This window comes from Arthrobacter sp. EpRS71, assembly GCF_001512285.1.
Lineage (GTDB): Bacteria > Actinomycetota > Actinomycetes > Actinomycetales > Micrococcaceae > Arthrobacter.
This window is the reverse complement of sequence record NZ_LNUV01000006.1, coordinates 610198-635058: the sequence shown is the minus strand read 5'-3', so window position 1 is coordinate 635058 and position 24861 is coordinate 610198. Positions and strand designations below refer to the sequence as shown.

19 protein-coding genes and 3 rRNA genes are annotated in these 24861 nt (G+C 60.9%); 9 read left to right on the top strand and 13 right to left on the bottom strand.

Annotated elements, in window-relative coordinates; translation table 11 throughout:
• Nucleotide 1: 1 nt before the first annotated feature.
• The 3 genes from rrf to AR689_RS13105 all read right to left on the bottom strand — a co-directional run bounded on the left by rrf (nucleotide 2) and on the right by AR689_RS13105 (nucleotide 5511).
• A 5S ribosomal RNA gene (gene rrf / locus AR689_RS13115) occupies nucleotides 2-118 on the bottom strand.
• Between the two features lie 149 nt (nucleotides 119-267).
• Nucleotides 268-3410 (bottom strand): 23S ribosomal RNA (locus tag AR689_RS13110).
• Nucleotides 3411-3990: 580 nt separating this feature from the next.
• A 16S ribosomal RNA gene (locus AR689_RS13105) occupies nucleotides 3991-5511 on the bottom strand.
• The 16S, 23S and 5S rRNA genes sit together here, the layout of an rRNA operon.
• Nucleotides 5512-5895: 384 nt before the next feature.
• Between AR689_RS13105 and AR689_RS13100 the strand changes: the two genes are divergently transcribed.
• Entirely contained in the window at nucleotides 5896-7233 is a 1338-nt protein-coding gene (locus AR689_RS13100; RefSeq protein WP_062070792.1) for an amidohydrolase family protein, read from the top strand.
• Here the strand turns inward: AR689_RS13100 and AR689_RS13095 are convergent.
• From AR689_RS13095 to AR689_RS13075, 5 genes are read right to left on the bottom strand one after another with little or no spacing between them, the layout of a single operon-like run.
• Nucleotides 7230-7940 carry a YesL family protein gene (locus AR689_RS13095; RefSeq protein WP_062070790.1) on the bottom strand — a complete coding sequence of 237 codons (711 nt, stop codon included), beginning with the start codon at nucleotides 7938-7940 and terminating at the stop codon, nucleotides 7230-7232. The two genes, AR689_RS13100 and AR689_RS13095, sit on opposite strands and share 4 nt — an antisense overlap.
• Nucleotides 7941-7948: 8 nt before the next feature.
• A complete protein-coding gene (locus AR689_RS13090; protein WP_062070788.1) occupies nucleotides 7949-9598 on the bottom strand; it encodes an ABC transporter substrate-binding protein in 1650 nt (549 codons plus the stop codon).
• Between the two features lie 5 nt (nucleotides 9599-9603).
• On the bottom strand, nucleotides 9604-10473 hold the full coding sequence (locus AR689_RS13085) for a carbohydrate ABC transporter permease (protein ID WP_062073784.1): 870 nt from the start codon (nucleotides 10471-10473) through the stop codon (nucleotides 9604-9606).
• A gap of 56 nt (nucleotides 10474-10529) precedes the next feature.
• Nucleotides 10530-11510 carry an ABC transporter permease gene (locus tag AR689_RS13080; RefSeq protein ID WP_062070787.1) on the bottom strand — a complete coding sequence of 327 codons (981 nt, stop codon included), beginning with the start codon at nucleotides 11508-11510 and terminating at the stop codon, nucleotides 10530-10532.
• On the bottom strand, nucleotides 11510-13585 hold the full coding sequence (locus AR689_RS13075) for a beta-galactosidase (protein WP_062070785.1): 2076 nt from the start codon (nucleotides 13583-13585) through the stop codon (nucleotides 11510-11512). Before AR689_RS13075 ends, AR689_RS13080 begins: the two co-directional genes overlap by 1 nt.
• Before the next feature lie 388 nt (nucleotides 13586-13973).
• Between AR689_RS13075 and AR689_RS13070 the strand changes: the two genes are divergently transcribed.
• On the top strand, nucleotides 13974-14726 hold the full coding sequence (locus AR689_RS13070; protein WP_062073783.1) for an ArsR/SmtB family transcription factor: 753 nt from the start codon (nucleotides 13974-13976) through the stop codon (nucleotides 14724-14726).
• 69 nt (nucleotides 14727-14795) lie between these two features.
• Here the strand turns inward: AR689_RS13070 and AR689_RS13065 are convergent, their stop codons facing one another.
• A complete protein-coding gene (locus tag AR689_RS13065) occupies nucleotides 14796-15788 on the bottom strand; it encodes a nucleoside hydrolase (protein WP_062070783.1) in 993 nt (330 codons plus the stop codon).
• 81 nt (nucleotides 15789-15869) lie between these two features.
• Nucleotides 15870-17321: an MFS transporter gene (locus tag AR689_RS13060; RefSeq protein ID WP_062070781.1), complete on the bottom strand. Its 1452-nt coding sequence runs from the start codon at nucleotides 17319-17321 to the stop codon at nucleotides 15870-15872.
• Between the two features lie 135 nt (nucleotides 17322-17456).
• On the opposite strand from AR689_RS13060, the gene AR689_RS13055 reads away from it, so the two are divergent.
• The 4 genes from AR689_RS13055 to AR689_RS13040 are packed head-to-tail and all read left to right on the top strand — an operon-like array spanning nucleotide 17457 to nucleotide 19874.
• Nucleotides 17457-18230 (top strand): GntR family transcriptional regulator, encoded by a 774-nt coding sequence (locus AR689_RS13055; protein ID WP_062070779.1) that lies wholly within the window; start codon nucleotides 17457-17459, stop codon nucleotides 18228-18230.
• A 37-nt stretch (nucleotides 18231-18267) separates the two neighbouring features.
• The gene (locus tag AR689_RS13050) at nucleotides 18268-19161 is read left to right on the top strand and encodes a ribokinase (protein WP_062070777.1); all 894 of its coding nucleotides are present in this window, start codon (nucleotides 18268-18270) and stop codon (nucleotides 19159-19161) included.
• A gap of 57 nt (nucleotides 19162-19218) precedes the next feature.
• Nucleotides 19219-19485, top strand: coding sequence for a type II toxin-antitoxin system Phd/YefM family antitoxin (locus AR689_RS13045; RefSeq protein ID WP_062070775.1), 267 nt, complete (start codon nucleotides 19219-19221; stop codon nucleotides 19483-19485).
• Nucleotides 19482-19874, top strand: a complete 393-nt coding sequence (locus AR689_RS13040) for a type II toxin-antitoxin system VapC family toxin (RefSeq protein ID WP_062070773.1) — start codon at nucleotides 19482-19484, stop codon at nucleotides 19872-19874. Before AR689_RS13045 ends, AR689_RS13040 begins: the two co-directional genes overlap by 4 nt.
• A gap of 14 nt (nucleotides 19875-19888) precedes the next feature.
• Here AR689_RS13040 and AR689_RS13035 read toward each other — a convergent pair whose 3' ends face one another.
• The 3 genes from AR689_RS13035 to AR689_RS13025 form a co-directional block, all read right to left on the bottom strand.
• Nucleotides 19889-20173: an acylphosphatase gene (locus tag AR689_RS13035; protein WP_062070771.1), complete on the bottom strand. Its 285-nt coding sequence runs from the start codon at nucleotides 20171-20173 to the stop codon at nucleotides 19889-19891.
• 92 nt (nucleotides 20174-20265) lie between these two features.
• The gene (locus AR689_RS13030) at nucleotides 20266-21177 is read right to left on the bottom strand and encodes a pullulanase X25 domain-containing protein (protein WP_062070769.1); all 912 of its coding nucleotides are present in this window, start codon (nucleotides 21175-21177) and stop codon (nucleotides 20266-20268) included.
• A gap of 145 nt (nucleotides 21178-21322) precedes the next feature.
• Nucleotides 21323-22354, bottom strand: a complete 1032-nt coding sequence (locus AR689_RS13025) for an adenosine deaminase (protein ID WP_062070767.1) — start codon at nucleotides 22352-22354, stop codon at nucleotides 21323-21325.
• Between the two features lie 84 nt (nucleotides 22355-22438).
• On the opposite strand from AR689_RS13025, the gene AR689_RS13020 reads away from it, so the two are divergent.
• The 3 genes from AR689_RS13020 (at nucleotide 22439) to AR689_RS13010 (ending at nucleotide 24857) form a co-directional block, all read left to right on the top strand.
• Nucleotides 22439-23359 (top strand): MSMEG_6728 family protein, encoded by a 921-nt coding sequence (locus tag AR689_RS13020; protein ID WP_062070765.1) that lies wholly within the window; start codon nucleotides 22439-22441, stop codon nucleotides 23357-23359.
• 119 nt (nucleotides 23360-23478) lie between these two features.
• A complete protein-coding gene (locus AR689_RS13015) occupies nucleotides 23479-23841 on the top strand; it encodes a DUF1622 domain-containing protein (RefSeq protein ID WP_062070763.1) in 363 nt (120 codons plus the stop codon).
• Nucleotides 23838-24857: an alpha/beta hydrolase gene (locus AR689_RS13010; RefSeq protein WP_062070762.1), complete on the top strand. Its 1020-nt coding sequence runs from the start codon at nucleotides 23838-23840 to the stop codon at nucleotides 24855-24857. The genes AR689_RS13015 and AR689_RS13010 overlap by 4 nt, the downstream gene beginning before the upstream one ends.
• The last annotated feature ends 4 nt before the right edge of the window (nucleotides 24858-24861 follow it).

Below are 24861 nucleotides of genomic sequence, written 5' to 3'. Positions count from 1 at the left end.
TGTCCGGCGGTGTCCTACTCTCCCACACCCTCCCGGGTGCAGTACCATCGGCGCTGTGGGTCTTAGCTTCCGGGTTCGGAATGGGACCGGGCGTTTCCCCCACGCTATGACCGCCGTAACTCTGTTACCCGTCCCGCACGGTTTGTGGGCCGTGGGGTGGGAAATCTTTGGTTACAACTGTGGTGTTGTTATTTTGTTGTGTTGGTTCCTGGAACAAGGGGTTTGTTGTTCGGGAACCACATAGTGGACGCGTGCAGTGTGTGTTGTGTGGTGTAAGTTGTTGGCCTATTAGTACCGGTCAGCTTCACGAGTCTTTAGTCCTCGCTTCCACATCCGGCCTATCAACCCAGTGGTCTGGCTGGGGGCCTCTCACACATAATGTGTATGGAAATCTCATCTTGAAGCGAGCTTCCCGCTTAGATGCTTTCAGCGGTTATCCCATCCGAACGTAGCTAATCAGCGATGCACTTGGCAGTACAACTGACACACCAGAGGTTCGTCCGTCCCGGTCCTCTCGTACTAAGGACAGCCCTTCTCAAATTTCCTGCGCGCGCAGCGGATAGGGACCGAACTGTCTCACGACGTTCTAAACCCAGCTCGCGTACCGCTTTAATGGGCGAACAGCCCAACCCTTGGGACCTACTCCAGCCCCAGGATGCGACGAGCCGACATCGAGGTGCCAAACCATGCCGTCGATATGGACTCTTGGGCAAGATCAGCCTGTTATCCCCGAGGTACCTTTTATCCGTTGAGCGACGGCCATTCCACAATGTACCGCCGGATCACTAGTCCCGACTTTCGTCCCTGCTTGAGATGTCTCTCTCACAGTCAAGCTCCCTTGTGCACTTACACTCGACACCTGATTGCCAACCAGGCTGAGGGAACCTTTGGGCGCCTCCGTTACTTTTTAGGAGGCAACCGCCCCAGTTAAACTACCCATCAGGCACTGTCCCTGACCCGGATCACGGGCCGAAGTTAGATGTCCAAAGTGACCAGAGTGGTATTTCAACGATGACTCCACCCGAACTGGCGTCCGGGCTTCAACGTCTCCCACCTATCCTACACAAGCCACTCCGAACACCAATACCAAACTATAGTAAAGGTCTCGGGGTCTTTCCGTCCTGCTGCGCGTAACGAGCATCTTTACTCGTACTGCAATTTCGCCGAGTTTATGGTTGAGACAGCGGGGAAGTCGTTACTCCATTCGTGCAGGTCGGAACTTACCCGACAAGGAATTTCGCTACCTTAGGATGGTTATAGTTACCACCGCCGTTTACTGGGGCTTAAATTCTCAGCTTCGCCCGTAAGGGCTAACCGGTCCTCTTAACCTTCCAGCACCGGGCAGGAGTCAGTCCGTATACATCGTCTTGCGACTTCGCACGGACCTGTGTTTTTAGTAAACAGTCGCTTCCCCCTGGTCTCTGCGGCCCACACCCGCTCACGGAGAGCAAGTCTCCATCACGGGGCAGGCCCCCCTTCTCCCGAAGTTACGGGGGCATTTTGCCGAGTTCCTTAACCATAATTCTCTCGATCGCCTTGGTATTCTCTACCTGATCACCTGTGTCGGTTTGGGGTACGGGCGGCTAAAACCTCGCGTCGATGCTTTTCTTGGCAGCATAGGATCACCGGATCCCCCCAAACGGGAGTCCCATCAGATCTCAGGATTGTGCTCGAAACACACAGGAACGGATTTGCCTATCCCTGACCCTACATCCTTAGACCGGGGCAACCATCGCCCGGCCCGGCTACCTTCCTGCGTCACACCTGTTAATACGCTTACCTCCCAGGATCAGATCCCGCGCTCGGCCAAAACCCACACACCACAAGGGTGATAGGGCAGGCTCCGGGCGGTTAGTATCCCCCGCTTGGCATTGGCGGTTTTTCGCCGGTACGGGAATATCAACCCGTTGTCCATCGACTACGCCTGTCGGCCTCGCCTTAGGTCCCGACTTACCCAGGGCAGATTAGCTTGACCCTGGAACCCTTGATCATTCGGCGGACGGGTTTCTCACCCGTCTTTCGCTACTCATGCCTGCATTCTCACTCGTGTAGGCTCCACCGCTGGTTTCCACCGCGACTTCACTGCCCACACGACGCTCCCCTACCACTCCACACCCCTGAACCACGAAGGCTAGGGCAATATGTGAAATCCACAACTTCGGCGGTGTACTTGAGCCCCGCTACATTGTCGGCGCGGAATCACTTGACCAGTGAGCTATTACGCACTCTTTCAAGGATGGCTGCTTCTAAGCCAACCTCCTGGTTGTCTTCGCAACTCCACATCCTTTCCCACTTAGCACACGCTTAGGGGCCTTAGTTGGTGGTCTGGGCTGTTTCCCTCTCGACTATGAAGCTTATCCCCCACAGTCTCACTGCTGCGCTCTGACTTACCGGCATTCGGAGTTTGGCTGACGTCAGTAACCTTGTAGGGCCCATCGGCCATCCAGTAGCTCTACCTCCGGCAAGAAACACGCAACGCTGCACCTAAATGCATTTCGGGGAGAACCAGCTATCACGGAGTTTGATTGGCCTTTCACCCCTACCCACAGCTCATCCCCTCCATTTTCAACTGAAGTGGGTTCGGTCCTCCACGACGTCTTACCGTCGCTTCAACCTGGCCATGGGTAGATCACTCCGCTTCGGGTCTAGATCACGCCACTACACTCGCCCTATTCAGACTCGCTTTCGCTACGGCTACCCCACACGGGTTAACCTCGCGACGTAACACTAACTCGCAGGCTCATTCTTCAAAAGGCACGCCGTCACCAGAATCAGACTGGCTCCGACGGATTGTAAGCACACGGTTTCAGGTACTGTTTCACTCCCCTCCCGGGGTACTTTTCACCTTTCCCTCACGGTACTGGTCCGCTATCGGTCATTAGGAAGTATTTAGGCTTATCAGGTGGTCCTGACAGATTCGCACGGGATTTCTCGGGCCCCGTGCTACTTGGGATACTCCCCAGGGGATGCACAACATTACGGTTACGGGGCTCACACCCTCTCTGGCCGGCCTTTCAAGACCGTTCACCTATGCCTGCACCTCACCTCACTGGTCCGGCAGAACCAGAACGGAAAGTCCCACAACCCCGCCCATGCAACGCCCGCCGGCTATCACACATGGAAACGGTTTAGCCTGATCCGCGTTCGCTCGCCACTACTAACGGAATCACTATTGTTTTCTCTTCCTGCGGGTACTGAGATGTTTCACTTCCCCGCGTTCCCCCCACGCACCCTATGTGTTCAGATGCGGGTCACACAATCACCATGACAGCGTTGTGCGGGGTTTCCCCATTCGGACATCCTGGGATCAACGCTCGGTTATCAACTCCCCCAGGCTTATCGCAGATTCCTACGTCCTTCTTCGGCTCCTAATGCCAAGGCATCCACCGTGTGCCCTTAAAAACTTGACCACACAAACCGGACTCACGTCCGATCATGCATCACTTACTCGAGAGAACCATGACCACAAGGGCCAGGTTCATTCATAAGAAATTGCTGTAAGAACACACACCAGCCAACCCCCAAAAAAGGAGACCAACCACGCGTGTGTTCTAGATGCTCGCGTCCACTATGTAGTTCTCAAACAACAACCCCGTCAACCAGACCACCAACCACCACAACCCCCACAAAAAGGGACTGATTTACGGTGACCGGAGGAACCGGTTGCAGGAACAAAAGAAACACCAGAAGATGCCCCCCTGCATTGCTGCAAAAAGGTCCTGTTGCCTCAGGACCCAACAGTGCGCCAAACACAACCCCCCAACCACGCCCCAGCCACGTTCCACACACCCCACACCCCAAAAAAAGAGAGGCACAGGATGCCGTACTAGCACCAGGACACAACCAGAACAGGCCATGCCAAACAAGTTTGATTCGTTGATATTCCACCCATGAGCACCCACCGCAGAACAGACGCCTGCGCAATGGGCAACACTGACAACCCATCACCAACCCATGCAGGCCGGCAACACATTGTTAGCAGCTCCTTAGAAAGGAGGTGATCCAGCCGCACCTTCCGGTACGGCTACCTTGTTACGACTTAGTCCCAATCGCCGGTCCCACCTTCGACGGCTCCCCCCACAAGGGTTAGGCCACCGGCTTCGGGTGTTACCAACTTTCGTGACTTGACGGGCGGTGTGTACAAGGCCCGGGAACGTATTCACCGCAGCGTTGCTGATCTGCGATTACTAGCGACTCCGACTTCATGGGGTCGAGTTGCAGACCCCAATCCGAACTGAGACCGGCTTTTTGGGATTAGCTCCACCTCACAGTATCGCAACCCTTTGTACCGGCCATTGTAGCATGCGTGAAGCCCAAGACATAAGGGGCATGATGATTTGACGTCGTCCCCACCTTCCTCCGAGTTGACCCCGGCAGTCTCCTATGAGTCCCCGCCATCACGCGCTGGCAACATAGAACGAGGGTTGCGCTCGTTGCGGGACTTAACCCAACATCTCACGACACGAGCTGACGACAACCATGCACCACCTGTAAACCGACCGCAAGCGGGGCACCTGTTTCCAGGTCTTTCCGGTTCATGTCAAGCCTTGGTAAGGTTCTTCGCGTTGCATCGAATTAATCCGCATGCTCCGCCGCTTGTGCGGGCCCCCGTCAATTCCTTTGAGTTTTAGCCTTGCGGCCGTACTCCCCAGGCGGGGCACTTAATGCGTTAGCTACGGCGCGGAAAACGTGGAATGTCCCCCACACCTAGTGCCCAACGTTTACGGCATGGACTACCAGGGTATCTAATCCTGTTCGCTCCCCATGCTTTCGCTCCTCAGCGTCAGTTACAGCCCAGAGACCTGCCTTCGCCATCGGTGTTCCTCCTGATATCTGCGCATTTCACCGCTACACCAGGAATTCCAGTCTCCCCTACTGCACTCTAGTCTGCCCGTACCCACTGCAGAACCGGAGTTGAGCCCCGGTCTTTCACAGCAGACGCGACAAACCGCCTACGAGCTCTTTACGCCCAATAATTCCGGATAACGCTTGCGCCCTACGTATTACCGCGGCTGCTGGCACGTAGTTAGCCGGCGCTTCTTCTGCAGGTACCGTCACTTTCGCTTCTTCCCTACTGAAAGAGGTTTACAACCCGAAGGCCGTCATCCCTCACGCGGCGTCGCTGCATCAGGCTTGCGCCCATTGTGCAATATTCCCCACTGCTGCCTCCCGTAGGAGTCTGGGCCGTGTCTCAGTCCCAGTGTGGCCGGTCACCCTCTCAGGCCGGCTACCCGTCGTCGCCTTGGTAGGCCATTACCCCACCAACAAGCTGATAGGCCGCGAGTCCATCCAAAACCACAAAAGCTTTCCACCACCATGGCATGCGCCAGATGGTCGTATCCGGTATTAGACCCAGTTTCCCAGGCTTATCCCAGAGTCAAGGGCAGGTTACTCACGTGTTACTCACCCGTTCGCCACTAATCCCCCAGCAAGCTGGGATCATCGTTCGACTTGCATGTGTTAAGCACGCCGCCAGCGTTCATCCTGAGCCAGGATCAAACTCTCCGTTGAACACCCCACATCGACCCCCAACAAACACCCCGGCGCAACCACCACCACACACCCCACAGAACATAGAGAACGCAGAGAACATTAACCCGCCACAGATTGCGCCGTTCGCTGCCCCAGCACGGCGCCCTGGTGCGCGCGCTTCTCCGTCGTGTGGTGATGAGCGGCGAGTGGTGCGCAACGGCGGATGAGTGCTTGGCGTGTTCACTTCCCGCTGCCTTCCCCGCCGGCACTTCCCGGAAAGACTTTCTGGCATACCAGAATTGCGCACATTCGTGGCCAGACGCAGATATTGCTTGCATCACATCCATCTTCTGAGGCATTCTGGAATACCAAATGCAATCCGCAGCCCAGTAGCGGCCCCGCAGCTCGTCCCCAGGAGTCCCCATGTGCCTTCACGATCACACCTCAGCACCCAAACCCCAGAGTGAGTTGCCCCGCCGCGGTATCCTCGCCGGAGCCGCAGCCCTAGCCGGGATCTCCGTGGCCGGTATCGCCGCACAGTTTGCATCAGCGCCAGCCGCCCTTGCGGACAACGGCCAGGCGGGACCGAACTACCCCGGAAAGCCGCTGAATACCCAGGCCGTGATCATTGAGGGCGGAACGGTGGTTGACCCCAAGACCGGCGACGCCATGGCCGACGGCGTGGTGGTGCTCGACGGCGGCAAGGTCACCGCCGTCGGAAGCCGCGACGAAACGCGAAAGGCCGTGGCCGCCGTCGCGAAACGTGCCCGCGTGCTGAACGCCTCGGGCAAATGGGTGCTCCCGGGACTCGTCGACGCCCACGTCCACGCCAACGCGCTGGCCGACGCCCGCACTCTGCTGCAAGGCGGGGCCACCAGCGTCCGTAGTGGTTCGAGCACTTTCTATCAGGACATTGTCCTGGCCGCCCTGCCATCGTGGGCACCTGGGCTCTCACCCAGGATGACTCCGGCGGGCCTGTTTATCTCGCCGGACCAGGGCGATTCCCTGCTGGCCGATCCGGACCTGGCACCACTGGCGACGCTGAGCGGTGGCGTCAAAGAGCCCCAAGATCTTGCATACCTCACCCGTATCAACCTCAAGCGCGGTGCTGAAGTCATCAAGACCCGGGCCAACCCACGGGCAGGTCTCCCGGAGCAGGACCCCCGCGAGCTGGTGTACAACGTGGACCAGATCGGAGCGATCGTCAAGGCAGCCAAGGGTGCCGGCGTCCTCTGCCACGCCTACAGTGCCGAGGGCATTGACGGCGCGGTTCGGGCCGGTGTCCGCAGCATCGAACACGGCGTCTTCATGACGGAGAAAACCATCCAGGACATGGCCAGGCGCGGCACGTTCTTCACTCCCACCATGGATGCGATCACCAGTATGGCCAATTCCACCAACCCCATCCTGGCCGCCCGCGGTGAGGAATACACGCCCATCCTGCAGGCCGCAGTCCGGGCAGCCAAGGATGCCGGCGTCACGATTGTGGCCGGAACCGATTCCTTCGGAACGGATGTCACTCCCATCGGAACGGAAGCACGCCTGCTGGCCGAAGCGGGCCTGACACCCTTGGAGGCGCTCCAAGCCGCCACAACGAATGCTGCCCGTTTGCTGGGACGCGGCGAAAGCGTGGGGCGCCTGGTGCGTGGCTCCATGGCCGACGTCGTAATTGTTGACTCGGATCCGCTGACGGATGGCTCCGCACTGGAGAAGGTCAGCACAGTGATCGCCCAAGGTGCGGTAGTCCGGACGAACCTCTAGCCCACCCGGGCGGGCCCGGCCGGGGAGCTTCCTCCATCCACGGTGAACTTTTGCTCCACAAACGCCAGCAGCGGCCTGGAGTTCAGGCACAGAAGGTAGACAGTCAGGCCGCCCACGAACAGCATCAGCCACACGGTCGTGGAGATCAGCACGAACCCCGCCACGAACAGAATCCCAACATTTCCCAGGGCTACCCGTTTGCAGGCACCGATGCTGTACACGGACAGCCGGTAGATATCCACGGTACGGAAAGTGAAGCGGGCCAGCAGCAGCATCGCGTGAAAAGCGGCCGTGCACACCAGAAGGCCAAGCCCCACCAGGCCGATCCGGGCAGCAACCGATGGAAGGTCGCTGCCCGGCAAGCTGGTGAGGTTCGCAAGGATGACCGCAAGGAGGGCAGCGTACGGAAGCCACACCACCACGGCCTGGCCGAAGTTGCTGCGATACGACCGGACAAAGACGCGGAAGACACCCGAATCTTCCCCGGCAAGAAGTCTGTTGAAGGCATAGCAGACAGCCACCAGGGATGGGCCCACCAGCACAAAACCCAGCAACGCCGCGGGACCCAGAAGTCCGGCAAGCAAGGGCATGAGCACCACCAACGCGTTGGCCAGCACCAGCAACGCTCCACCCACCATGACTCCGTACACCAAACCCGCGGTTCTAAACAGCGGGCCTGTGCCGTAATGCGCCTCCTTGGCAGTCATCGGAAAGGCTACTTCTTATCGGCGTAGGCTTTGTAGGCCTTGTTCGCCAAGTCCACGTATTTGGTCTGCCCCTTGCTGTCGAGTTCCTTCACGTAAGCGTCGAACTCGCCGAGAGGTCGCTGCCCTGTGATGAATTTGAGGGTGTTTTGCTTGACATGGTCCTTGAGCGGGGTGAGGGCCAGGGTGGCCTGTTCCCGGTCAACATCATTGAACGGCACGGGCGGGGACACTGGGCGCGGCTTCTTGGACTTCATGGCTTTCTGGAAGGCCAGTTCCTCGTCGTTGAACGTGGACTGCAGCAGGTCCGTGGTGCCACCGTAAGCAAAGTTTCCGCCGGAGAATCCATAGTCCACCCGCAGGTCCTTGGTGCCGGCGGGGTTGAGTCCCTGGAAGTTGATGTCCGCGGCAAGTTGGCGTTTCCCGCCGGATTTGGTGAACGTGGTTCCTTCCACGCCCCACTTGCTGAATTCCTGACCGGCGTCGCTGTAGAACAACCAGTCGATGTACTGGATGAGTGCCACAAAGCTGTCTTTGTTCTTCACGGACGAGTTCAGCATGATGCCGTTCTCCAACCGGCTTCCCCCGATGATGTCCCCGGCCGGGCCACCGGGGACAGTAATCTTGCCGATCTCGAAGCTGCCCTTGCCCAAGGACTGCTCCATGGAGGTGCGGTAGGTGATGACGTTCTGGGAGTTGGCACTGATGACAAATGACTTCCCGGACACGAACTTTTGGACGGCAGAGTCGTCGGTCTGGGTGAAGCTTTCAGGATCCATCAGCCCCTCGGACACCAGGGAATTGAAGTACGTCACCAGGTCCTTGAACTTGCTGGATCCGGCGCCGAAACTGAACTCTTTCTTGTCCTCATCGAACTGCAGGCCGTCAACCAGGCCCCATCCGGCCACGGTCCCGAAGGCCGCACTGGCAATGTTCAGGACACTGTCTCCCTTGAACCGGTCTGAATAGGGCACCACGTCCGGGTAGGCCTTCTTCAGCGAGCGCAACAACTCGCGGAATTCGTCCCATGTGGTGGGTTCCGCAAGCCCTTCCTTCTTCAACACATCCTTTCGGATGCACAGGGAGTAATCGGGCCAGAGTTCTTCGTGGAGCCCGGGGAGGACGTAGTACTTGCCGTCTTCCTGGGTCAGCCCCGCAATTTCAGGCTCCAGCTTCCACTTCTTGACCTTTTCCTGGAAGTGGGGCATGAGGTCCACGTAGTCGCTGACGGGCAGGACTGCCCCTGCGGATACGAACGCCGCTTCCTGTCCCGGGTAGGTCTTGGCGATGATTTCAGGTGCGCTGCCGGAGCTGATGAGCAGGCTGCGTTTCTGCTCGTAGTCACTGTTGGGGACGATGGTGGGTTCCAGGGTGACGTTGTTGTCACTGGCCATTTTGGTGAACAGCAGCCAGTCCTTCTTATAGGGATAGGTTGGCTGGTCCGAGAACAGGAACGTGAACTTGAGAGGGACGGTGGCCTTGAAGGTGTCCCCGACGCCGAAGCTGTCCATGGCGCCGTTGCGTGACTTTGAGGTGTCTACCTTCTCGCCGGTATCGGCGTCGCAGCTGGTCAGCATGAGTCCGATGGTGACAACGGATGCCAGGCCAAGGAAGTCTCGCCTGCGGAACTCAGGTTTGTGGATCATCGGATGTCCTTTCATAAGGGTTATTCCTTGACGGAGCCGAGCATGACGCCCGAGAAGAAGTACTTCTGAACGAAGGGGTAGACGCAAAGGATGGGAATGACGGTCAGGACGATGGTGACCGACTGGATGTTGGCGGCGATCTGGCCGACGTTCTCCGCTGTGCCGCCGGCCGAGCCTGCTGTGGTGACTCCGGCAATCATGTTGCGCAGGTAGATGGTGACCGGGAAGAGGTCCGGGTTGTCGAGGTAGAGGAAGGCCTGGAACCAGGAGTTCCAGTTGGCTACGGCGTAGAACAGCACCATGGTGGCCACGATTGCCTTGCTGAGCGGCAGCACCACCCTGAACAGGACCCCGTACTGGGTCAGCCCGTCGATTGACGCTGCTTCTTCCAACTCCCTGGGCATGTTTTCGAAGAAGGACTTCATGATGAGGAGGTTGAACACGCTGATGGCGTTGGGAAGCACCACGGCCCAGATAGTGTCCCGCATGCCGAGCGAACTGATGAGCACGTAGTTGGGAATGAGCCCGCCATTGAAGAACATGGTGAACACCGCCAAGCCAATGAAGACGCTGCGCCCTTTGAGTTCTTTTTTGGCGATCGCGTAGGCGAACGACGTCGTCAGGACCATGGAGATGGCCGTCGCCACCACGGTATAGAGCACCGTGTTTCCGTAGTTGTTCCAGAACGTGGAGTCGGCCAGGATCAGCTTGTACGTCTCGGTGTTGAACCCCATGGGGAACAGGTTGACCTGTCCCGCGTTGATGAAGCCTTCGCTGGAGAAGGATTGGGCAATGATGTTCAAGAACGGATAAACCGTCAGGAACACCACCAGCAGCAGGAACACCAGGTTGAAGGCCCGGAAGATCCGCATACCTCGGGAGACTTTCATATCCTTCAAGAGGACACCTTGGGCTGGAGCACCCTTGAGGGCAGTCGCTGTCTTGTTCACCACAGGCTCGTTCCTGCGACGCGCTTGGAGATCGCGTTCGCTGAGAGGATCAGCGTGAGGCCAATGACGGATTCGAACATTCCGATTGCGGCCGCGTAACTGAAGTTGCTGGACTCCAATCCCACCCGGTACAGGTAGGTGGAGATGACATCTGACGTTGCGTAGTTGAGCGGGTTGTAGATGAGGAGGATCTTTTCGAAGCCCACTGCCATAAAGGTGCCGATGTTCAGGATCAGCAAGGTAACGATGGTTGGCCTGATGGCCGGGAGGGTCACGTGCCAGGTCTGCTGCCACCGGTTGGCGCCGTCAATCCTGGCCGCCTCGTACAGGGATTCATCCACACGGGTCAGCGCGGCAAGATAGAGAATGGCGCCCCACCCCATGGTCTGCCATACCTCGGAGCTGATGTACATGGGCCGGAACCAGCCCGGGTCCTGGGTGAAGTTCACGGACGTTCCGAACAACGATTCCGCAATCTGGTTCACGGTGCCGGTCATGGAGAAGTTCTGCAGGATCATGCCGGCGATAATCACCACGGACATGAAGTGCGGCAGGTAGGCCACCGTCTGCACGAACTTCTTGAACTTTTGGGATCTCAGCTCATTGAGCATCAGCGCGAAGATGATGGGCATCGGGAAGCAGAACAGCAAGGTCAGGACACCCAGGACGATGGTGTTCTGGAAGGCTTGCCAGAAGCTGGGGTCGTTGATGAACAGGGTGACGTATTTGAAGCCCACCCACTTCTCGCCAAAAATGCTTCCACCGGGCTGGAACTGACGGAAGGCGATCACGTTTCCGGCCATCGGCAAATACCTGAAAATCAGCAGGTAGAGCAGCGGCAGTGCCAACAACGTGTACAAACGCCAGTCGCGTTTGAGGGCCAGCTTCCAACTGCCGGGTTTGTCGCGCCGCTTCGCTGCTTTGGGGGCCTCAACCCCCGGGACCACCTTGGGCGGACCGTCGATGTGCAATGCCATCAGACCTTCCCCCTTCCAAGGTTTTCGTCAAGGATCAGGACGCCGTTGGCAGGGAGCTCAACCACGCCGCTGACTCGGCGTCCGCTGAGGCGGTCCGTACCGCCGTCGAGCACGTCCACGCTGGACGGAGCATCGTTGTGGTTGAGGACCATGAGGAAACTTGCGGCGGCGCCGTCCGCCGTGGTGCCGGTTCGACGGCGGGCCTGGACTCCCCCGGGAGCGTTTAGTTCCGGCTGCACACCGGCCGCGCGGAGCTCGTCGTCGAGGAGTTGGGTCAACAATCCGTCGTCAACGCGTGCCGACAGGTACATGGCAGTGCCCAGGCCGAAGGAGTTACGCGTGGCTGCTGGCAATCCGGACAAGCGACCCGATGAGTAGCTCGCCAAAATTTCAGCTGTTTCGGCGTGCAGATGCTCAGTCCAGTAACTCGCGGAGGAGGTACCGCCGTCGGGCGTTGTGAGCTTGATGCGCTCGTCCGCTTCGGCGAGGGGGTGCATTTCCTCGCTCCACGCGCCCAGGACATTCCTCAGCGCGCCCGGGTAGCCGCCCAGCCGGATGGTGTTGTCCTGATCCACAATGCCCGAAAGGTAGGAGACCACCAGCCGACCGCCGCCGGACACGTAATTTTCAAACCGGGCGGCGGAAGAATCGGTCAGGAGGTACGACGCCGGCATGATCACCAGGCTGTAAGCGGAAAGGTCACTGTTCGCGTTGACGAAGTCGACGGTGATGTTGGCCTCGAACAGTGGGCGGTAGAAGCGCAGCACTTCCTGCGGGTAGTTGAGGTCGGACCTGGGCGAGTTACCGAGTTCCAGTGCCCACCAGCAGTCCCAGTCGAAAACAATCGCGACCTTGGCCGTGGACCGGGTTCCGGTGAGGTCGGAGAGGGACTTCAGTTCATTGCCGAGTTGGCACACTTCCCGGAAAATCCGGGTGTTGGGTCCGGCGTGGTTGACCATGGCCGAGTGGTACCGCTCGGTGCCGCCCTTGGCCTGGCGCCACTGGAAAAACAAGATGGCATCGGCACCCTGCGAAATGGCCTGGTAGGAGCCAAGCCGCATCTTGCCCGGCGCCTTGGACACGTTGACGGACCATTGGCTGACCGCGCCGGTGGCTTGCTCCATGACCATCCACGGTTGTCCGTGCCGCAAGGACCGCATGAGGTCGAAGTTCAAAGCGGCGGCAATGTGGGCGTCTTCTTCCCGCGGGTCCGGATAGATATCCAGTGCCGCCGCGTCTTCCTCGGCTGCCCAGCCCCAGTAGTCGTTGGTTTTGTAGAAGCGCATGAAGTTGGTGACGATCGGCAAATCCGGGCTGTGCCGGCGGAGGATATCCCGCTCGGCTTTGAAGTGTTCCAGCATGCTGTCCGAGGTGAAGCGGTGGAAGTCCAGGCGTCGCGACGGGTTGGACCACGTGCGGGGCTGGGCGGGGACGCGGACTTGGTTCCAGTCGCTGTAGATCTGGCCCCAGACTGTGGTGCTCCAGGCCTGGTTCAGTTCATCCAGGGATGCGTACTTCTTTTGCAGCCACTCGCGGAAGGCCTTCTCCGCCCAAGGACCGTAGGACACCGGACCGTACTCGTTTCCGACATGCCACATGCGCAGCGCAGGGTGATTGGCGTAGCGCTCACCCATCTTCTCGGCCAATGCCAGGGACTTGGCACGGTACACCGGATGCGAAACATCGAAGTGCTGCCTGGAACCAAAGCCGAAGATGCTGCCGTCCGGGCGCTCCGGCATGATGTCCGGGTGCTGCTCCACCAGCCAGGCCGGCGGCACGGCGTCCGGAGTGGCCAGGTCCACACCGATGCCATGCTCATGCATCAGGTCCATGACGTCATCGAGCCAGTCGAAATCAAAGACGTTGTCCCTGGTTTCCAAACGGCTCCAGGAGAAGACCGCCAGCGTTACCAGGTTCACCCCGGCCTGCTGCATCAACTTGGCGTCTTCGAGCCACACGTCGCGCGGCCATTGCTCGGGGTTGTAGTCCCCGCCGTAGGCGATCCCGCCTATCCGTTGGTGCAGTTGCTTCAGCCGCGCCTCGGCAATCCGCGCGTCTTCAGGGTGGATGGTCATCATTGTCCTTCACTCGGCCTTCGTCGCAGTGCGACGCACATCACAGTGAGAAACTATCGTAAAGTTTACGCAATAACAACAGCTGACTATCCGAAACTTGTGAGTAACTTTGGAGCGCCCGGATAGGGGAATTGTGGTCGCAACGGGCGAGTTTCAGGGCCGCAGATCGCAGTGTTGGCAGGCGAAAGCCGACCTATCGGTGGATAAGTTTCCGAGCATTCGTGGAAACTATCGGAACTCTCTGCCTGGAAGCCAATGGCGCGAGGTCCCGCCGAGATCGCGGGAAGCATGCGGATACCTCCGGACAGGAACGGCGATCCCGCAGCGTTCCCGCGACCTCGCTGCCAACCCGTTGACACGTGACCAAATGGTCACCTATTCTGAGTCCATGGACGTAGTGTTCAAGGCCTTGGCAGATCCAACCCGCAGGGAACTGCTGGATGAGCTGTTCCGCGAGGACGGTCAGTCTGCCTCTGCCTTGGGAGCCCGGTTCGAGATGACCCGTTTCGGCATCGCCAAGCACCTCAAGCTGCTGGAGGATGCGGGATTGGTGGTCACCCGCCGTCGGGGGCGTGAAAAGCTGCACTTCCTGAACCCGGTGCCCATTCGTCTCATCCACGATCGTTGGGTGAGTAAATACGCAGAACCATGGGCCGCTGCCCTCAGCGACCTCAAATCCAGATTGGAAAGTCCCATGGAAAAGATCTTCGAGATTTACATCAAAACCACTCCGGAGCGGCTCTGGGAGGCCATCACGGATAGCGAGATCCGCAGCAAATACCAGTTCGGAAACACCTTCACCTCGGACTGGACGCCGGGCAGCCGCTTCGAGATGCACAACGACAAAGCCGGCGCTCCACTGGGCGAGGGCGAGAACATCGAAGTCGATCCCCCGCGCAGGCTCGTCCAAACCATGCGGGCGCTCTGGGGCGAGGACGTGAAGGCGGAGGGGACGTCGCGGATCACGTGGGAAATCGAACCCGTCGGCGACTCATGCCACCTAACCGTCACGCACGATCAGCTCCGCGAAGGCGCTAACGATCAGCTCTACGGCGGCTGGCCCATGATTCTCTCCGGCCTCAAAACATGGCTCGAAACCGGCGAGAAACTGACCACGCCCGGCTCACTCATGTACACGTGAACGCCTTAAAGAAGGACGACGACGGCGGGCCGCTGCCGCCGTCGTCGTCGATCCTCAGTCTGCCGTCAGTCAGGCGACGGGTGCCGCAGCCTGGGCTTCAGTAAGCCAGGCCGCCTGCATGGTTCCGAGCAGGTGCGGAGCGAAGTCTTCGCCGATTTCCAGCACCACACGGCAACGGGCACCGCTCTGTGCCGGGAACCCCGCGTATTGGCCGCGGAGATCGCATACCGTCTGGCCGCGGCCGGGGCCGTCAGTGGTGTCCACCTGGACGCGGACGGTCGGGGCGAGGGTGAGCTCCACTCCCCTGACGGCGATGGCCGCGGCGAGGGGATCGTGCATGGCCGAGCAAGCCCGCCCGAAGATGTCGACGTAGAAACCGAAGTAGTAGCCCAGCATGTCGCCCAGCGCCTGCGAGACCGGGTGCTCGGTGGCCAGCAGTTCCTGGCGGTGGTTTTCTTCCAGGACGTTGGTCATGGTCACATCCAACGGCACCAGCGTCACGTTCCAGCTGGCGGCCAGGACTTCGGCAGCGGCCTCGGGGTCGTTGGCGATGTTGGCTTCAGCCACGGGTGAGATGTTTCCCGGTGCCAAGGCCGCGCCGCCCATGATGGTGACTTCGGCGATCAGCTCAGGAAGTTTTGGTTCCAGGCGCAGGGCCTCGGCGATGTTGGTCAGCGGACCGATGGCCACCAGGCGCAACTCCCCCGCGTACTGATAGGCCAATTGGACCAACAACTCGGCCGCTGTGGCCGATACCGGTTCGCGGTCGGACGGGACGAGGTCCACCCCGCCGATGCCGTTGTCGCCGTGGACGTGCGGTGCGCCGCCATGGAAAGTGCCAACCTGGGGATCGTGCGCACCCACTGCCACGGGGATGTCCGGGTGACCGGCCAGGTTCAGCAGGTCCAAGGTGTTCCGGGCTCCGCCGGCCGCACTAACGTTGCCGCTCACAGTGCCGATGCCAACGAGGTCCGCCTGCGGGGAAGCCAGGAGGTAGGCCAGGGCGAGGGCGTCGTCGATCCCGGTGTCACAGTCAAGGAAGAAGGGGGCGGGCTGGGTCATGATGTCTCTCGTTTCAGGTGTAGCGGGCTTGGGGTGAAGTAGAGGCGGGTTGCCTGCGAAGCCGCGTTCCGGCGTCGTGCGTTAGATTTTTTCGCCCTTGGGGGCGGCGATGAAGAGGCTGACGATGAATGCGAGGGCGGTGATGGACACCGAAATCCACAGGGCTGCAGAGTATCCTGCCGCGGTGCCTTGGCCTGCGAAGGGTGCAACAACCACGACGCCGAGGCTCGCCCCGATGCCGAACGAGGCACCGTTGATGCCCGGCAAAGCGGCAGGTGCTTCCTTGGGCGAGAGGAGGACGGACAGGCCGTTGATGGCCGTGAGGAAGAAGCCGTTGTAGAAGATACCCAGCGCCGCGATCGCGATGAGGACTGCGATCTGGTTGTGGGCAAAGAGTGCTGCGACGATTGCGCAGGCCAGGCTGGTGGCGGTGCCAACACGGACTGTTTTGATCCAGCCACGGCGGTCGGCGATCCAGCCGGCCAGCGGTGCCGCAAAGACGCCGATGAGCGCTGCCGGGGTGAGGAAGAGCAGGGCAGCAACGGACGCGGTGAGGCCGAAGCCGTTTTCCTTGTCCTGGCTCAGCAGCACCACGGTGAAGTTGATGATGGCGAAGATGCCCGCGAGCGTCAGCACCGTGGTGGCGATGACAGGCCACACCTGGCGTGAACGGAGGTGGTGAACAGCTACCAACGGGGTTGCGCGCTTCTTCTCGATGAGCCAGAAGGCTGTGAAGGATGCGATGCTGCCGGCGAGCAGGCCGAGGGCAGCAGGCGAGGTCCACCCTGCTGAAGAGCCTGTGGAGACGAAGTACGTGATGAACACCAGGAACACGGACAGCGAACCTGCGCCCCACCAATCCATCCGGCCGGGAGCGACGGTGGACTTTCCGCCCGGGACCACTTTGATGACGCAGACGACGGCGATCGCGGCCAGCACCAGGACTGCCACAAAGATCGACTGGAAACCCAGGGTCTCGGCCATGAGTCCGCCGAAGTATCCATCCACGCCGCCGACCCCGCCGTTGATGGCAGCGATGATGCCGATGGAGGTGCCGAAAAGTCGGGCAGGCAGGTACTCGTTCAGGACGATGTAGGAGAGCGCAAAGATGGCGCTCGAGACACCCTGCATGAAGCGGCCGGCCACCAGCAACGGCAGGGTGGGCGCGAAGATGCAGAGCACTGTTCCGGCGCCCATGATAGCCAGCACCAGCAGGAGTGCGTTGCGGCGGCCGATGAAGTCGCTCCAACGGCCGATCACGGGCCCGGAGATGGCGCCGGCGAGGAAGAACATGGACTGGACCTGGGCCACGGCTTCCGGCGTCTCCCCGAAGAAGGAGCCAATGTGTGGGAGCGCAGGGGTGATCATGCTGGCGTTGAGCTGGAAGGCCAGGACGGCGAGCACCAGCGTGGTGATCAGCAGCGCGGCGGCTTTGCCATGGAAGCGGCCCTGGTCCGTCGCTGTGGTGGGGTCCGCTGAGGCTACAGCCTGCGGTTCTCCAGGCTGCGTGCCTGTGGCGGTGGGGATGTTCACATCAAACTCCTTTGTCCGAGGGCGCGGGGCGGCGCCACGAGATGTGAGTTGTTATACAAGCATGTATTACGAGCTTGTGCAACCTATCACAGTCATCCGGTACAGTATCCGTAACCCATCTCAAGTGAGGCACCCTTGACCGACAACGCCGTCCAGTTCCTGTCCCGGCCCATCGCTACCCAACCAGGGCAGCCCCTGCGCGTCGCGGCCTACTCCCGCATCGCCGAAGCGATCCGGACCAAGATCCTGCCGCCAGGTTCACTGCTCCCCACGGAGACTGAGCTCGGCACCATGATGGACGTCAGCCGCACCGTGATCCGGGAAGCGCTAATGTTGCTTGAAGAAGACGGCCTCACCCGGGCACGCCGTGGAGTGGGCCGCTTTGTTGCCGATTCGCTCCCCCGCATCGGCATAGAACACATCCGCCCGTTCGATCAGCTTCTGGGCGGGCAGGACCAGGACATCCAGGTCAAACGGGTAGCCGCCATCAAGCAACCGGCGTCCGAATTCGTGGCGCCGGGAATTGGCGTGCAGCCTGACGAGGACGTGTGGTTCTGGGAAAGCGTCCTCATCAGGAACGGCGAGCCCCTGGCGCATCTCCAAGAGAACGTAGCCCAAGGAATCCCCGAAGCCGAGGCCTTGGCCGAAGCTGCCGAGGCTCCCACGCTTCCCGCCTCAACGCTCCTGGAAGTTCTCAGCGGACTGCCCGGCGCACCCCTTGGCCCCGGCGAATGCCAGATCAGCCTCAGTACGGCCGGGCCCAGCCGTGCGAAATTGCTCGGGCTCCGTCCGTCCGATCCCGTACTGGTCCTCACGCAATACGTGCGCCGGAATGATGCCCCGTTCTATCTGGCCAAGTGCCTGGTGGCTGCCAAGGCCGGGCACCTCTCCGTCATCCAGTCCTCCTGAAATCCCGCCTCAGCCAATCTCCCGAAAAGGACCTCCCATGAGCACCACCCCCCAGTCTTCTGCGCCCAATTCCTCCCCCACCCTCACCGTGGTTGGCAGCATCAACCTGGATATCACCGCCACTGCAAGCCGCCTCCCCTCCCCTGGCGAAACCGTGGGCGGCGGCATTCTGCGCCAGCAGCCCGGTGGCAAGGGCGCCAACCAAGCCGTCGCTGCGGCCCGGCTGGCAGGAAGGTCCCGCATGGTGGGGGCCGTGGGCCACGATGAAGCGGGCCTCAGCCTCATCACCGCGATGGCGGGGGCCGGCGTCGACGTCCAGGACATCGCCCGGGTGGACTCCGCCACGGGAACCGCCTTGGTGCTGGTGGACGGAGAAGGCGAGAACCAGATTATGGTGTGCCCGGGAGCCAACGGCTCCGTGACCCTGGAGGGCGTGGACTTCGACGACGACGAGGCCGTTCTCTGCCAGCTCGAAGTGGACCAGAACGTAGTGCTGGAAGCCGCTCAGCGAACACAAGGATTCTTCGCACTGAACGCTGCCCCGGCAATGCCGATCATTCCCGAGCTGCTGGAACGCTGCGACCTGGTGATCGTGAACGAGACCGAGTATGAACTGATCCCCGCCCTGCGTGATGCTCCGTTGGTTGCAGTGACCTATGGCGGCGAGGGTTCTGCGATCTTCGTCGACGGCGAACGCGTCGCCGAAGCGCCCGCCGTACGGGTTACCGATATTGCCAACACCATCGGAGCCGGGGATGCTTTCTGCGCGGCCCTGGTCCTGGCGCTCCAATCCGGCCTGGAGCACTCGCACGCTTTGGCTGCTGCAAATGCTGTGGGCGCAGATGCCGTGCGGGATGCTTCATCGCAGCCTGCGTTGAAGTCGCTGGAGCACTACATCCAAGCGACGCGGACAGCCACCTTGCCGGCCTGAACTACCCCGGAAGAAGCCCCTCCACCCAGGGTGCTACGATTGCTACGGAGGTAGATCATGACAACTATTCCGCACCGCGAACTGCGCAACCAGAGCAGCAAGATTCTGGAACGCGTCAAGAATGGCGAAGTCATTGACGTCACCAACAATGGCGAGGTTGCGGCCACCCTCATTCCACCGTCAGCCTCACCCTTTGAGCGGTTGCTCCAAGCCGGTAGCATCAGGCCTGCGAGTGAATCTCCCGTGGACTTCACCATCCTGCCCCGTATCAGCAGCGACATGACAACAACCGACATCTTGGCCGATCTGCGCGGCGACCGGTGATCGTTTACGTTGACACTTCTGCCGTCATGAAGTTGGTGGTTAATGAGAAAGAGTCAGCGGACGCTGCCGGCTATTTGGTAGAGAAGGCGGCCTCTGGAGGGCATCTTGTCGCGTCAATGCTGCTTTACACGGAACTGCATTGCGCGGCTCGTCGCAGGAGTATGCCCTTCGAACTGGTCAATGCGGTACTGGCCGGAATTAATCTGGTGGACGTATCCCGCTCAGACCTCATGTACGCAGCGGCACTTCCGAGACAGCTTCGGAGCGCGGACGCTATTCACCTGGCCACAGCCATACGGCTGCAGTCCGACACCTTGGTGGCGTACGACCAAGAGTTACTACTTGCCGCCATGGAATCCGGGCTCACCACGGCGTCGCCGGGGGCGTAGCAGCGGCTTAGGCGCTAACCGATAATCCGGAAGTCGTCGAACTCCTCGGTGGCTTGGGAAGTCTGGAAGTCAACGTTCTCCACCCGGCCGGGCGCCCGCGACGAGTGAAGCCAGTCCGTGAAACGGCTAATGCCCTCTATTTCTCCCTCGGCAACCAACTCCACGGAACCGTCCGTGCTGTTGCGGACCGTCCCCTTCAGGCCGAGCTCGTCAGCTTTCCGGGCAGTCCAATAGCGAAAACCCACGCCTTGGACCACACCGGTGATACGGGCTGTGAGGCGAAGGGTTTCGTCAGTCATGAATCCACTTTAACCAGACCTGCCCTTGCCCGTCCCGCTCTCCGTTGAACGGAGAGCAGAGCGAACAAGGGCGGGTTCCGAGCTAAGGAGACTTAGCCGATCACGATGTCCCGCGTCGCGTGGCTGTACGTGATGGTGACCGGTCCGCCGTCGTGGTTCAACTCGTGGTTCGCGCCGTCACGGGCTCCAAACGCACCATAGTTCTCGTCCCACGAACGGTTCAGCGCGATCTTGTAGGTGTAGAAACCGGCAGGCAGTTCAGCCGTCAACGTCCACACTTGGACGATGGGGTTGAACTCCATCTGGGCCTCGTCATACTGCGGCGCCCAATCTTCGGCTGCTCCAAGCAGCTTGTTGAAGTCACCGGCAATCGCCACCGCGTCCGGCTGCGGCAGGGTCTCGACGGCGGATGCCGCCACTGCTTTCGCCGGCGCCTTTCGGGTGGTCTTCTTAGCGGCAGGGGATGCTGCAACGGCGGAAGCCTTGGCTGTTGCCGCTTTGGCCCGCGGCGCGGACACCTTGGCCGCAGCGACCTTAGGCTCGGCTACGTCAGCGGCCGCAACTTTGGGCTCGGTCACCTTCTTCGCAGCGGCCCGCTTGGCAGGAGCAGCCTTCTTTGCTTGGGGCTTCGCGGGCGGGGCCGTTGGAACGGCGACGTCGGCTGGGACCGGAGTTCCGGCGTCGAGCGCTGCACCAAACGCCGCCGCATCCGGGAAGGCGACCGTCGCGCGCAGGCCGTCTTCAGGGATGGTCCACCCTGAACGTCCCTTGACCAGCCAGCCGGCCTTGACCAGCTTGGCCGAAGCCGATGTCAGAGTCTTGTGGCCGCGCGGGATTCCGCCACTGAGAAGCTCGGCCTCATGGTCACTGAAAGGTACCCGGACGATCGCTTCGGCCAGCACCTCGCCGGCGTTCAGCGTCGCCCCGGACCATACGCTCTCCGCGAGGATGTCCAGGACGGCCTTCAAACGAAGGTTGGTGTTTTCGGCGGTGTTCGCGCCCATGCTTCTCCTTCAACAGTGGATACTCCACAGCAGTTTGCCAATGAATTGTTAATTCCCGCGACTGGGAATGGTAAACACCGTGTGTCGTGACCGAGTGTGACATCACAAGCGCCGCAAGTGATGTGCAGGTCTCGGCTGTGGCGCTTTAAGCAGGTGTGACGGATGCTTTGACCCATTCCGTGACCTCGTCCAGCAGCACCGCTTTACGGGCGTCGCTGGCGAACGAGGACCGGATGGAGTTGGCTGCCAGGGTGGCCTGCTCCGGCACCGAGAATTCCAGGACCTTCACCAGTTGCTCGAAGTTCTCATCCACGTAGCCGCCAAAGTAGGCGGGGTCGTCCGAATTCACGGAGACATTCAGGCCGATCGCCAGCATTTCGGGCAGAGGATGGTCAGCCAGCCTATCCACGGCGCGGAGCCTGACGTTGGACAGGGGGCAGACCGTGAGGGGAACCTGTTCAGCGACGAGCCGCTGCACGACGTCCGTGTCTTCCATGCACCGGATGCCGTGATCGATCCGTTCAACGTGGAGCACATCCAAGGCCTCGCTGATATAGGACGCCGGACCTTCCTCGCCCGCGTGCGCGATTCGTCGCAGGCCCGCCTCGCCGGCGCGCTGGTAAAGGCGCTCAAATTTCGACGGCGGATTGCCCACCTCTGCGGAGTCCAAGCCGATACCTGCGATCGGAGCGTGCATCGCCAGGAGCTGGTCCAGAACTTCAAGGGCCGAGTCCTCGGACATGTCGCGCAGGAACGCCGCGATGAGCAAGGTGGTGACGCCGAAGTCTTCCTCGGAAGTGGCCAAGGCGTTGGCCACGCCATTGACGCAGGTCTCCAAAGCCACTCCCCGGGAAGTGTGCGCCTGGGGATCCATCATGATTTCCGCGTGACGCACTCCCCCGGCGGCGGCCCGCTTCAGATAGGCACGTGTCATGTCGGTGAAATCCTGCTCGGTCTGCAGGACGGCCATGTTGGCGTAATAGAGGTCCAGGAAGGATTGCAGGTCAGTGAACTCGTACTTTTCCCGGAGTTCCTCAATGTCTTGGTACGGCAGTTCAATGCCGTTTCGTTCGGCCAGGGCAAAGATCAGCTCTGGTTGGAGGGTCCCTTCGATGTGCAGGTGCAGTTCGGCAACAGGAAGCGCCGGGGCAGTAGTTTTCTCGCCAAAAGTTTCCACCCTGCAACTCTAGGCCCCAACCCGGGAGCGTGTCCCGCGGCACTGAACTTGGTTCTGACCCCCGCCACCCCTCAAACTGAAAGGATGCAGACTTTCCTCCCTTTCGCCGATTTCCGTGAGAGTGCCGCGGCGCTCGACACTTCAAGGCTCGGCAAACAGCGCGTCGAAGCACTCCAGGTCCTCCGCGCGTTGGTCATCCCGGAGTACGGTTGGCAGCAGCACCCCGCCGTCCGTATGTGGATGGGCCACGTCCCGGCTCTCACCATGTACGGCATCGCCATGGCAGACGAGTGGATGAAGCGCGGCCACCCGGACAACACCCGGGACAACATCGCCGAGTTCGCCCCGCAGGCCGCACACCCGGATTACGCCTCCAGGATCATCATGCCGCCGTGGCTTGGGCACGAGGACCTGCACCTCAGCCACCGCTCCAAGCTGATCACCAAAGACCCCAAGCACTACTCCCAGCTTTTCCCCGGCACCGAGGAAAAGCTCGAGTACGTGTGGCCGGAACCCAAGCACGAGTTCCACCCGGAAGACCCGGAAGAGGATCGCCTGCTCATTCTGCGCTCCAACGTGGAGGACCTCCGCCCGGAGCAGCTCACCACCGTGGCCATGCCCCCGCACGGAAAAGCCCGCGCCGCCGCCCCCTCGGATCCTGACGAATACCAGTTCGTATACGCCGAGGAGAAGTCCCGCCGCCAGGTGAAGGGGCCCAAGAAGCGGCCCGTCAAGCAACAGGAGAAAAAGCCCACGCGCAAGCGTCAAGCACAGGAGCAGGCGTTCAACACCCTGCCCGGCAAGACCGAGCTCGCTGTGCCCTTTGACGGTGGCAAAATCTTCGCCGTCGGCCTGATTCAGGGCCGCCCCATCACTGTTGATGGCCGCTTCGCACGCAACTTCGAAGTCACCAACGTGATCAAGCGCACCGACTTCGACTACCCCGCGTTGCTGCAGGATCCCCGGGTCTTCTTCCCGGTTCCGGCGCCTGCGCCTGCGCAGTAGCGGTACCGTTCAACAACGTACGACGGCGGCAGCCAGGTTCCGTAGATCCGGAACCAGGCTGCCGCCGTCGTTGTCTGTTGTGTGAGACGGTAAGGGCACGCACCTAACCGGGGAGGGCCATGGATTTCCAGCACATCATCGAAGAAGTCGGCCGGTACATGGACGCCGCCGGAGTGGCTGTCATGGTGATCGGAGCCCTGGTTTCCTTACCGATGGCTCTCCGGGGATACCAACCGAAACGGGCCAGCGGCCTCACCCCGTTCTCCCCCTACCGCTCCTACAGGCAGCTGCTGGGGCGGTCCATTCTGCTGGGCCTCGAGCTCCTGGTGGCCGCCGACATCATCCGCACCGTCGCAGTCACCCCCACCTTCGAAAGCGTTGGCGTCCTGGCCATCATCGTCCTGATACGGACGTTCCTCAGCTTCTCCCTGGAGCTGGAAATCACGGGCCGCTGGCCCTGGCAAAAGGAAAAAGACGCATGACCCGGGCGTGGACCCCGGACATTCTTGGCGAAGGCTTCGAACAGCAAACGCTAACGCTCGACGGCGGCGCTGTCGCCACCCTGGTGCGCTTCCTCGGCGGTGGTCCACAGTGGCTGGATGTTCCGGACGGTGCGGGCACCGACGCCGACGTCCTCTACGTCCACGGCTGGTCCGACTACTTCTTCCAACGCCATCTGGCCGAGTTCTGGCACCGGGCCGGCGCGCGCTTCTATGCCCTGGACCTTCACAACTACGGCCGGAGCCTGCGCCCCGGGCTGGTTCCGGGTTTCGTCACCAACCTCACCGATTACGACGCCGACATCGCCGCAGCACTCGCAGCCATGGGCCGCTCCGGTGTCCCTGGCGAAGACCGCCCCCTCATTGTGCTGGGCCACTCAACGGGCGGACTCACCCTGAGCCTGTGGGCCCACCGACACCCGGGCCTTGCCTCCGCGCTGATCCTCAACAGTCCGTGGCTGGAATTCCAGGCCACGGAGCTTGGCCGGCGCGCAATTGCACCCCTGATCGGACTCCACGCAAAGCTCCACCCGCTCGCCCCGCTGCCGCCCGTGGATCCAGGCATCTATACCCGTGCTGTCTCGGCGGCGCTGGACGGCGAATGGGATTACAACCTTGAGTGGAGGCCAGACCGGGGCTTCCCCATCACGCCTGCCTTCCTGGATGCAGTGTTCCGGGGCCAAGCCACGGTGGCGGCCGGTTTGGGTATCGACGTTCCGGTGCTCGTCATGCTCTCGGACAAAAGCTACCTGCAACCGAAATGGTCAGCCGATGCCCTCACCGCCGACGTCGCGCTGAACGTCGACGCCGTGGCTCACCGTTCCTTATCCTTGGCGGACACCGTCACCGTGAGCCGGTTGCCGAACGCCTTCCACGACATCTTCCTGTCACCTGAGCCCATTCGGCGCGAGGCTTTCCAACGCATTGGCCGCTGGCTTCCCACGGCTCTGCAGCCCTCGGATGCAGTGGTGTGGGAAGCCAGGACCGCCGGCCTCTAGGGTT

Excerpts from the sequence above, each read along its gene's own strand:
- AR689_RS13100 (WP_062070792.1), top strand. The coding sequence starts at position 5,896 with ATGTGCCTTCACGATCACACCTCAGCACCCAAACCCCAGAGTGAGTTG.
- AR689_RS13095 (WP_062070790.1), bottom strand. The coding sequence starts at position 7,940 with ATGACTGCCAAGGAGGCGCATTACGGCACAGGCCCGCTGTTTAGAACC.
- AR689_RS13090 (WP_062070788.1), bottom strand. The coding sequence starts at position 9,598 with ATGAAAGGACATCCGATGATCCACAAACCTGAGTTCCGCAGGCGAGAC.
- AR689_RS13085 (WP_062073784.1), bottom strand. The coding sequence starts at position 10,473 with ATGAAAGTCTCCCGAGGTATGCGGATCTTCCGGGCCTTCAACCTGGTG.
- AR689_RS13080 (WP_062070787.1), bottom strand. The coding sequence starts at position 11,510 with ATGGCATTGCACATCGACGGTCCGCCCAAGGTGGTCCCGGGGGTTGAG.
- AR689_RS13075 (WP_062070785.1), bottom strand. The coding sequence starts at position 13,585 with ATGACCATCCACCCTGAAGACGCGCGGATTGCCGAGGCGCGGCTGAAG.
- AR689_RS13070 (WP_062073783.1), top strand. The coding sequence starts at position 13,974 with ATGGACGTAGTGTTCAAGGCCTTGGCAGATCCAACCCGCAGGGAACTG.
- AR689_RS13065 (WP_062070783.1), bottom strand. The coding sequence starts at position 15,788 with ATGACCCAGCCCGCCCCCTTCTTCCTTGACTGTGACACCGGGATCGAC.
- AR689_RS13050 (WP_062070777.1), top strand. The coding sequence starts at position 18,268 with ATGAGCACCACCCCCCAGTCTTCTGCGCCCAATTCCTCCCCCACCCTC.
- AR689_RS13045 (WP_062070775.1), top strand. The coding sequence starts at position 19,219 with ATGACAACTATTCCGCACCGCGAACTGCGCAACCAGAGCAGCAAGATT.
- AR689_RS13035 (WP_062070771.1), bottom strand. The coding sequence starts at position 20,173 with ATGACTGACGAAACCCTTCGCCTCACAGCCCGTATCACCGGTGTGGTC.
- AR689_RS13030 (WP_062070769.1), bottom strand. The coding sequence starts at position 21,177 with ATGGGCGCGAACACCGCCGAAAACACCAACCTTCGTTTGAAGGCCGTC.
- AR689_RS13020 (WP_062070765.1), top strand. The coding sequence starts at position 22,439 with ATGCAGACTTTCCTCCCTTTCGCCGATTTCCGTGAGAGTGCCGCGGCG.
- AR689_RS13015 (WP_062070763.1), top strand. The coding sequence starts at position 23,479 with ATGGATTTCCAGCACATCATCGAAGAAGTCGGCCGGTACATGGACGCC.
- AR689_RS13010 (WP_062070762.1), top strand. The coding sequence starts at position 23,838 with ATGACCCGGGCGTGGACCCCGGACATTCTTGGCGAAGGCTTCGAACAG.